Below are 9,343 nucleotides of genomic sequence, written 5' to 3' on the forward strand. Positions count from 1 at the left end.
TTGTAGTAATCTTTTTATTGTCGCCGCTAGTAATAATCCATAATCCACTGAATTTAACTGTAGTTTATATACTAAGCGTGATCACATAAATGAAAATGCCACTTTTTCCACTATCTTCCCACATCTTGCCCAAAGGCAGAATGGCTTTACGTATCTTTGAACCGCGCTACGTGCGCATGATCAAGCAGGCGTGCAAAGACGACAGCGGGTTTGTTATTTGCATGTTAAACAGCAGCGGCAATGCGCAGCAAAATAGTCATATTTTCCCCTTAGGAACGGTATGTAAAGTGGTCGATTTTGATTTGTTGGATGACGGTTTACTAGGGGTAACCGTAGAGGGAATGCACAGCGTTAGCATAAATGACATTGAAACGGAGCGTGACGATTTGCGTGTTGGTACTTGTTCCGCCAGTCATATTTGGACATGCGAATTAAAAATGGCAGACTTGCACCCCATCGATGTGCGCTTAAAAGAAATATTCGAACGATATCCTGATGTAAGTTCCCTCTACACAGAAACGCTGTTTAACGACCCAATGTGGGTGATCAATCGTTGGATTGAGCTGCTACCGGTAGGAGCTGAGCAAAAACAGCATTTTTTAGCACAGCAAGATTGTCAAAAAGTACTCAAATATTTGTCACAGCTAATAGAATAAGAACAAAGCGTTAATGATAGTAGTTCGTATAATGTAGTCATTATGCGTTTTATCGTCAGGAAAAACCTTATCTTACATTAACAATATTTAACTATTGAGATACATTTTTCGAGGTATACTTTACGCATGATAATTTGAACGAAAAATAAAGGTAGGGTCTATATGCTTATTGGAATTCCAGCAAACCAGCAACGTAATGAGACGCGGCAGCCCAAAGATTGTTCTGTCGAAATGTCAGGATATTTAGATACTATTGCGAAGCAACGATGCAAAGCTTCTTTCGCCAAAATTTTTAGCTACTTCGCTCCTAGACTTCGATCATATGCACTTAAGCAGATGGGTAACGAGGCTATAGCTATGGAACTAGTTCAAGATACAATGTCAAATGTCTGGCAAAAAGCGCATCTTTTTAACGCCGAGAAAGGCTCGCCTTCTACGTGGATATTTACGATAGCCAGAAATATACGCTTCGATATGCTAAGAAAACTGCAGAATAGGAAAGAAGATGTATGCTCAGATGACTTGTGGCCGGTTCTTTGTGAGCAAACCGCAGATACTAAGATTGCGCCACTTGATGAGCAGATAACGCTAGAGCAAGTTGGTCAGTACTTTAACGAGTTACCCGCTAAGCAACAGCGCGTTATTGAAGCTATTTACATTGATGGCAAGTCGCAGCAAGAGGTTGCTGATGAATTAGAAATACCATTGGGAACAGTAAAGTCCAGAACTCGTTTAGCGCTTCAGCGTTTAAAGGACATGCTACGAGAATATGATTAAGCATCATCCCAGTGAATCTGCTTTGCGCAGTTTCGTAGAAGGAGCATTGCCTTCTACGAAAGCTATTTTGATATCTGCTCATTGTGACATGTGTCCAACGTGCTTGAGCAAAACACGCAGTTTTACTGAATCCATAGCAGTAGATATGTTCCCTGATTTAAGACAAAATCCAACTATTCTTCGCGAATACATAAGCATGTTTGAATCTATCACTAACGACAGTACTTTGCTCAATCCAAGTTATTCACAGACATTAGATACACGCATAACATTGGATGGGCGTGAATTTGTATTGCCTGCGACATTGGCTAGGTTTGCCGACCGCATAGGAGAATGGTCTCACTTAGCTGGTAAACTATGGCATGCCTCTGTAAACATAGGCGGCGGGTCATTGGCACAATTTATTTATATGGATAGAGGCGCAAGTGTTCCTGAGCACACTCACAAAGGCAACGAACTTACTTTAGTGATTAATGGTAAATTCACAGATGGTGGAAAGTGCTATGAAAGTGGGGATTTTATTGAGTTAAACCAACAGCATACTCACATGCCCACCGCGGAGAATTATGAGGGTTGCCTTGTTGTTACTATGCTAGACATGCCGCTGCATTTTACTTCCGGGTGGGCAATGTTAATAAACCCTTTAAGCCAGCTATATTTTAAGGTTAATACTAATAACTAAGCGGCGCTGCGTTCACCTTCAGTAAAAAAAAGACACCTTGGCGGCGTCTTTTTTTTGGTTCAACATTTAAGCCAACGTGTCCATAGGCTTTCTAAACGACGCAATGTCTTAATTAATAAACTCGCTTTGGGGATAATTTAGTCTTAATGTTTTAACCGCGTTATTTTTCAGCTGATCTAAGCCAAGTTCGTTATAACTAGCAACCATTATTTCTAAAGCGGGCTGAATTTGCTCTGTATCGGCAAAATACTCCAGTACATATCGGCCTCTGTTCGCGGCGGCAACCCATGCTTCTCGGCGCATGTAGAATCGCGCTACTTCAATTTCATATTTGGCTAGTCTATTTTTAATAAACACCATTCGCTGCTTAGCATCCGGCGCATACTTTGAGTCAGGATGTTGCTCAATAAGTCGCCTGAAATCTTCAAAGGCTTCTTTTGACCTAGACGGGTCTCTGTCTGAGCGATCTACACCAAATACCGCTTGAAACAAGTTAGCGTCTTGCTCCATGTTGACCACCCCGCGCATGTATATTGCATATTCTACATCGGCATGATTTGGATTAAGCCTTATGAATCTGTCAATAGTGGCTAAGGTTTGATCTATATCACCGCTTTTATAATGTGCATAAATCAAATCTAACTGAACTTGATGAGACAAAGGCCCAAATGGGAACTTTGAATCAATACTGCTTAGTATTTGGGCCGCAGCAGAAAAGTTTCCTATTTCCATATTGTTTTTGGCTTGCTTGTATAATGCTGTAGGGCCCTGATTTGCTATTAACTGGCGTTGTTCATCTTCAACGTTTGAGCAAGCGGTGAGGGACAAAACAATCGTTATTGCGATGAGTCCGGTGAACAATTTTTTGCGCTTTATCATGTTTTAGAATTACTCATTTAATGTGATTTATAATTTTCAATAACGCTTAACAGGGTTTTTATGTCTGCTCGCTGTCTTTTGTGCTATCGGTAAAGCAATTACGTTGAAGGCTTGATATACTACGCTTCAATTTTTGCCAATGATCGTGTTTATGAGTCAACAAGTCAATTTAATATCGTTAAACGCAATAGTGCCCGATGAGCACTATGATACCAGACTAGACCAGTCTATTGCGCGTTTGTTCCCTGAATATTCACGTTCCAAGCTGAAAGAATGGATTTTAGAGGGCAGCGTCACTATAAATGCGCAAGTTGTGCTTACCCCAAGGCTAAAGCTAAAAGGCGGTGAAGAGATCGTTATTTCTGCCGAGCAAGCAGTGCAGGTGTTTAATGAAGCGCAAGAAATAACTTTAAATATTGTATATGAAGACGATGATATTTTGGTTATTAACAAACCTGCCAATTTTGTTGTGCACCCTGGCGCAGGCAATCCGTCTGGCACTATTCTCAATGCACTATTAAGTCATTATCCGGCCATTGAAAAAATCCCACGTGCCGGCATTGTGCATCGACTCGATAAAGACACAACAGGCCTTATGGTCGTGGCCAAAACCTTAAGCGCACAAACCAGCTTAGTTAATCAGTTACAAGAGCGTATAATGGGGCGTGAATATGAGGCTGTTGTGCTTGGCAATATGATTGCCGGAGGAACAGTAGAAGCCAACATAGGGCGCCATCAAACGAAACGCACCTTAATGGACGTAAGAGAAAGCGGTAAGCCTGCAGTTACTCATTATCGCGTAAAACATAAATACAGAGCACATACCCATTTACGGTTAAAACTTGAAACTGGCCGTACTCACCAAATAAGAGTGCACATGACATATATAAATCATCCCATTGTCGGTGATATTCACTATGGTGGTCGGCCAAGATTGCCCAAAAACGCAAGTGAAGAATTCATTACCATGCTGCGTGGCTTTAAACGACAGGCCTTACATGCCATCAAGCTTAGTCTGAGTCATCCTACAACAGGGAAGGTTATGACATGGGAAGTGCCAATTCCCAGCGACTTCGAGGCGCTTTTGGTTGAAATGAAAAAAGACTTAGCGCTGCACGATATGCCGCAGCAATGGTAGTATCCTAAGATGTTGTTCTTACCTGAAGAGGCGCTAGCGCCTAATGTGTTTTGTTTCACCACCAGCGTGCAGGGCGGGGTGAGCGACGACGCGTATAAATCGTTTAATCTAGCCATGCATGTGCAAGACAACGAACACCGCGTGGCAACAAATAGACAGCTTTTACACGCTATCATTGTGCAGCAGGCGCTTAACATAAGCACATCAGCTAAGCTGCCATTAATAGCGCCTATTAAGTGGCTAAATCAGCAGCACAGTAATGTTATTTCGGATTATGACAGCGCGATTTCACCCACCAGCAATGCTGCATGCGACGCGATATATTCTACGCGTATTAATACACCACTGGCGGTAATGACCGCCGATTGCTTACCGATTATAATTGCATGTACAAAAAGCGGTCAAATAGCGGCGATCCACGCTGGTTGGCGAGGTTTACTTAATGGTGTTTTGAATGAAACGGTTACTAAATTCAGTGATAAAACCTCGCTTACGGTATGGATAGGTCCAAGTATCTCACCGGCTCACTTTCACATTTCTGATGATATAATTGCACAGTTTTCGAATTATAAAGATGCGATACTTCCAGCCGCTACGGCGGGCAAGTATCACGTAGACCTTGCGCAAATAGCGCGCAAGCTGCTGGCAGATTTAAAAGTACCGACTATTCAAAAGTCCCCAATTTGTACATATTCTAGTGAATATTGTTTCTCACATCGCCGTGCGAGTCATCAAGGTTTGCAGCAAACGGGCCGTATGGCGACGGTTGTGTTGCGCGTCTAGCGGTGATTTATGCCTACGTTAAACTTTGACAAAAGTGACGTACATCAAGTTAGCGCTAACTTAAGATAGTGTGCTCACTTGAATTGTCTTTTATCAATACCCATACCTGAGCTTAGGAAATATTGGAGAGCTTAAGATGCGTTTAGATAAATTTACAAGTAAATTTCAAATTGCCATTTCAGATGCGCAGTCTCTTGCGCTTGGACGTGACAATCAATACATAGAGCCAATTCACTTAATGTCGGCCATGCTAAATCAGCAAGGCACAGGCATACGCGCGCTGCTTGAACACACTGGTATAAATTTGAATAGTCTACGTTCGTCACTAAATGAAAGCGTTGACAAGTTGCCTAAAATACAAGGTGCAGAGGCCGACGTTCAGCTAGGTCGTGACACCATTCGTTTATTAAATACCTGCGATAAAGTAGCCCAGCAGCGTAAAGACGATTTCATCACTTCTGAAATATTTGTGCTTGCGGCCGTCGATGACAAAAGTGCTTTAGGCCAATTGCTAATCAAGCTAGGCTTGACCAAAGTTAAAGTAGAACAGGCAATAGACCATGTTAGAAACGGCCAAAAAGTGACCGATCAGAATGCTGAAGACGTTCGTCAAGCCCTCGAAAAATATACAACCGACTTAACCGAACGCGCCGAACAAGGTAAACTTGACCCAGTAATAGGGCGCGACGATGAAATTCGCCGCACCATTCAGGTCTTACAAAGAAGAACCAAAAATAACCCCGTGCTTATTGGTGAACCCGGTGTAGGTAAAACCGCTATCGCTGAAGGACTTGCGCAAAGAATTATTAACGGTGAGGTGCCTGAAGGCTTAAAAAATAAGCGAGTATTATCACTCGATATGGGCTCGTTACTGGCGGGCGCAAAATATAGAGGCGAATTTGAAGAGCGCCTAAAATCTGTCCTCAATGAACTCGCAAGAGAAGAAGGGCGCGTCATTCTTTTTATTGACGAGTTGCACACTATGGTAGGCGCTGGTAAAGGTGAAGGTGCAATGGATGCCGGGAATATGCTAAAACCGGCATTAGCCAGGGGTGAATTACACTGCGTGGGTGCCACTACACTTGACGAATATAGACAGTATATTGAAAAAGATGCCGCGCTTGAACGTCGTTTTCAAAAGGTACTAGTGGAGCAGCCGTCGGTAGAAGACACTATCGCTATTTTGCGCGGGCTAAAAGAGCGTTACGAGCTTCATCACGCTGTGGATATAACAGACCCTGCCATTGTAGCAGCGGCGAGTCTGTCAAATCGCTATATTAGTGACCGACAACTACCCGATAAAGCCATTGATTTAATTGACGAAGCTGCATCCAGTATTCGTATGCAAATAGATTCAAAACCAGAAGAAATGGACAAGCTTGAACGAAGAATAATTCAGTTGAAATTGGAAGAACAGGCGCTTGCCAAAGAGACAGACACCGCCAGCCTCAAACGATTAGAAATTATTGAGCTAGAAAGAGAGCAAGCCGAAATTAAATACGCCGAACTTGAAAAAGTCTGGAACAAAGAAAAAGAGGCAATGCAGGGTACCCAAGGTATCAAGACGGATTTAGAACAAGCCAAGCTTGATTTAGAAATTGCCCGAAGAGCCTCCGACTTAAGCCGAATGTCAGAGTTGCAGTATGGCAAAATTCCTGCATTGGAGCAAAAGCTCGAGAAAGCTGCGCAAAATGAAATTACCGAGAATACCTTACTTAAAAACAAAGTAACCGAAGTGGAAATAGCGGATGTACTTAGTCGCTGGACAGGCATTCCAGTAAGAAAAATGTTGGGCGGTGAAAAAGACAAGCTGATTAACATGGAAGCTGCAATTGCTAGGCAAGTGATTGGGCAGACCGAAGCGGTTAAAGCGGTGTCGAATGCGATTAGACGCTCACGCGCTGGCCTTGCAGATCCTGACAAGCCGGTGGGATCTTTATTGTTTTTGGGCCCCACGGGCGTTGGTAAAACAGAGCTATGTAAAGCACTAGCAACTTTTATGTTTGACACTCAAGAGGCAATGATTCGAATTGATATGTCCGAGTTTATGGAAAAGCATTCAGTTAGCAGACTTGTGGGCGCCCCCCCTGGTTACGTTGGCTATGAAGAGGGTGGTTATCTAACTGAAGCGGTTAGGAGAAAGCCATATTCAGTTATTTTGCTAGACGAAGTTGAAAAAGCGCATCCTGATGTATTCAATATACTGCTACAGGTATTAGATGATGGTCGTTTAACCGATGGCCATGGGCGTACCGTCAACTTTAAAAATACCATTATTATCATGACTTCAAACCTTGGCTCTGACATTATTCAGGCGCAAAGTGGTGAAGAAAACTATGTGCAAATGAAAGCTAGTGTGATGCAGGTTGTAGGCACGCATTTCAGGCCAGAGTTTATTAATCGTGTAGACGACATTGTAGTGTTTCATCCTTTAGGCATGCAAGAGATAAAAGCAATTGCTAAAATACAGTTAAATGGGCTGCGTCAGCGACTATCAGAGATGGGCTATCAGCTCGAGATATCAGCAAGAGCGCTTGATAAGTTGGCTGAATCGGGCTTTGATCCCACATATGGTGCGAGACCGCTGAAAAGAGCTATTCAAGTGAATATAGAAAATCCGTTGGCGCAAGCATTGCTTGAAGATAGTCTTGTAAGCAGTGATACAGTAAATATAGACTACAACGAAGAGGGTCAATTTATAATAAAATAGTTGGCAGTAACGACAGAGCAGGATTTATCAATAATATAGATTATTCGATAAAATTTCTTTATATTACAGGTAGTTAAAGAAATTTATTAAGTGTAATTGCATCTAACCTTTTATCAAATTCAGTACAGTTATTCGGCAGTTCGTTTATCATTTTACGGTTTTCATTATTTATTTGAAGCTTATATAAGGCATACGCTAAATGATGTTGCACGTCAGGATCTTGCGCATTCTTCTATTAAGCTTTGTGAAGTAAGCTAAGACCTAGGTCGTGGTTTCCTTGAATCACTATTATTTATTAAAGGATACTTCAGATTGCGGGGTCTTCCTTGTAAAAGCTCAAACGCTTGCTGCACAGAGATATAGGCGGCATCTATCTTATTTTCATACACACAAATATTAGCTAAGCTTTTAAATACCATTGGCATGGGTACTATTTACTCTGATCTCATTTACTAATCACAAATTTTGTAAAAAAAAGACATCATCGTGCATAATATTTACGCATTAGTAAAATTAAATTGTGCTCAAAATCAATGGTTAATTAGGTAAAATTTTATTTAATGCTCTATTAAATTGTATTGACAGACTTGACATTGTATCGACTGATTTGCTGAAAAAGGTAGCTAGTATTGTTTTAGTATTTTTTGATATACTCATGTGACTCAACTTCGGAGACTTTATGACAAACCCAAAACCACGCGGTATTTACTTGTTGCCAAATTTATTGACCACGGCAGGTCTATTTTCAGGTTTTTATGCGGTAGTAATGTCTATGAACGGGCAGTTTGAAAATGCGGCAATAGCTATCTTCGTTGCCATGATATTTGACGGTCTCGACGGCAGAGTAGCCAGAATGACAAATACACAATCTGCCTTTGGTGCTGAATATGACTCTATGGCCGATATGGTTTCTTTTGGTGTTGCTCCAGCCTTAATCGCGTATAACTTTGGTTTGAGTGAATTAGGTAAGTTCGGTTGGTTAGCCGCATTCATATATGTAGCGTGTGCTGCTCTGAGATTAGCGCGGTTTAATACTCAAATAGGTATGAGTGACAACCGCTATTTTCAAGGCTTAGCAAGTCCTGCTGCTGCTGCCTTAATTTCGGGTATGGTGTGGGTAAGTATGGAGTACGATATAGGCGGTAATGATTACGGCGTGATTGTGGCAATAATCACCGGTATAACTGGTTTACTAATGGTGAGCAATTTTAAGTACAATTCATTCAAAGAAGTAGACTGGAGCGGTAAAGTGCCATTTGTTGCCCTACTACTTATAATGATGGTCTTTATAATAGTGGCAACTGCACCTTCTCTCGTTTTATTCATTGTATTTATCTTATATGCAATTGCAGGCCCGGTTAATACATTTAGGACGGTAGACAAAGTTACCTTAGAAGATGTAGTTGGCGAAGCAAAAGAAGATGCTGATTTTCAAACCGACGAAGAGAATACTAGCTCTAATAGTGAGAAAGCAAACTCAGATAACGATGCTTCGCCCAAAAATTAAGCATAAGGTATTAAATACACGACTTTTTGCAAATAGTAGTTGATCGTTTTATCAATATAGGTAAACTACGCCTTCGCTTCGGGGAGACAAGGAAAAGCCTAGAGAGTAAAGGCTAAACCAGTCGCCTGAAGTGTCAATATTTATGTGTTGTTTAGACGACGCGATGTAAGATTTTGAAGCATGTATTTGTAACAACAAACTTCAAGAAAAT

Annotated in this window: 8 protein-coding genes; 7 read left to right on the plus strand and 1 reads right to left on the minus strand. The window is 41.6% G+C overall.

Going from position 1 to position 9,343, the window contains the following annotated elements; all coding sequences use genetic code 11:
- The first annotated feature begins 89 nt into the window (after positions 1-89).
- From BAE46_RS10810 to BAE46_RS10820, 3 genes are all read left to right on the plus strand, one after another.
- Positions 90-656 carry an LON peptidase substrate-binding domain-containing protein gene (locus BAE46_RS10810; RefSeq protein WP_081483941.1) on the plus strand — a complete coding sequence of 189 codons (567 nt, stop codon included), beginning with the start codon at positions 90-92 and terminating at the stop codon, positions 654-656.
- Between the two features lie 162 nt (positions 657-818).
- Complete coding sequence (locus BAE46_RS10815) at positions 819-1,433, plus strand: sigma-70 family RNA polymerase sigma factor (protein ID WP_040520810.1); 615 nt, start codon at positions 819-821, stop codon at positions 1,431-1,433.
- Positions 1,426-2,115: a ChrR family anti-sigma-E factor gene (locus tag BAE46_RS10820; RefSeq protein ID WP_006005905.1), complete on the plus strand. Its 690-nt coding sequence runs from the start codon at positions 1,426-1,428 to the stop codon at positions 2,113-2,115. Before BAE46_RS10815 ends, BAE46_RS10820 begins: the two co-directional genes overlap by 8 nt.
- Before the next feature lie 108 nt (positions 2,116-2,223).
- On the opposite strand, the gene BAE46_RS10825 is transcribed toward BAE46_RS10820, so the two are convergent.
- Positions 2,224-2,994 (minus strand): outer membrane protein assembly factor BamD, encoded by a 771-nt coding sequence (locus BAE46_RS10825; protein ID WP_006005903.1) that lies wholly within the window; start codon positions 2,992-2,994, stop codon positions 2,224-2,226.
- A gap of 151 nt (positions 2,995-3,145) precedes the next feature.
- Here BAE46_RS10825 and rluD point away from each other — a divergent pair, with 151 nt between their 5' ends.
- From rluD to pssA, 4 genes are all read left to right on the plus strand, one after another.
- Positions 3,146-4,132, plus strand: coding sequence for a 23S rRNA pseudouridine(1911/1915/1917) synthase RluD (gene rluD, locus BAE46_RS10830; protein ID WP_006005901.1), 987 nt, complete (start codon positions 3,146-3,148; stop codon positions 4,130-4,132).
- Between the two features lie 9 nt (positions 4,133-4,141).
- Positions 4,142-4,915 (plus strand): peptidoglycan editing factor PgeF, encoded by a 774-nt coding sequence (pgeF, locus tag BAE46_RS10835; protein ID WP_006005897.1) that lies wholly within the window; start codon positions 4,142-4,144, stop codon positions 4,913-4,915.
- Between the two features lie 136 nt (positions 4,916-5,051).
- A complete protein-coding gene (clpB, locus tag BAE46_RS10840; protein WP_070112784.1) occupies positions 5,052-7,625 on the plus strand; it encodes an ATP-dependent chaperone ClpB in 2,574 nt (857 codons plus the stop codon).
- A gap of 679 nt (positions 7,626-8,304) precedes the next feature.
- Positions 8,305-9,132, plus strand: a complete 828-nt coding sequence (gene pssA, locus BAE46_RS10845) for a CDP-diacylglycerol--serine O-phosphatidyltransferase (protein WP_006005890.1) — start codon at positions 8,305-8,307, stop codon at positions 9,130-9,132.
- Positions 9,133-9,343: the final 211 nt, after the last annotated feature.

The sequence above is a fragment of the Glaciecola punicea genome (assembly GCF_001756615.1).
Lineage (GTDB): Bacteria > Pseudomonadota > Gammaproteobacteria > Enterobacterales > Alteromonadaceae > Glaciecola > Glaciecola punicea.

Excerpts from the sequence above, each read along its gene's own strand:
- clpB (WP_070112784.1), top strand. The coding sequence starts at position 5,052 with ATGCGTTTAGATAAATTTACAAGTAAATTTCAAATTGCCATTTCAGAT.
- pssA (WP_006005890.1), top strand. The coding sequence starts at position 8,305 with ATGACAAACCCAAAACCACGCGGTATTTACTTGTTGCCAAATTTATTG.
- rluD (WP_006005901.1), top strand. The coding sequence starts at position 3,146 with ATGAGTCAACAAGTCAATTTAATATCGTTAAACGCAATAGTGCCCGAT.
- BAE46_RS10820 (WP_006005905.1), top strand. The coding sequence starts at position 1,426 with ATGATTAAGCATCATCCCAGTGAATCTGCTTTGCGCAGTTTCGTAGAA.
- BAE46_RS10815 (WP_040520810.1), top strand. The coding sequence starts at position 819 with ATGCTTATTGGAATTCCAGCAAACCAGCAACGTAATGAGACGCGGCAG.
- BAE46_RS10810 (WP_081483941.1), top strand. The coding sequence starts at position 90 with ATGAAAATGCCACTTTTTCCACTATCTTCCCACATCTTGCCCAAAGGC.
- pgeF (WP_006005897.1), top strand. The coding sequence starts at position 4,142 with ATGTTGTTCTTACCTGAAGAGGCGCTAGCGCCTAATGTGTTTTGTTTC.
- BAE46_RS10825 (WP_006005903.1), bottom strand. The coding sequence starts at position 2,994 with ATGATAAAGCGCAAAAAATTGTTCACCGGACTCATCGCAATAACGATT.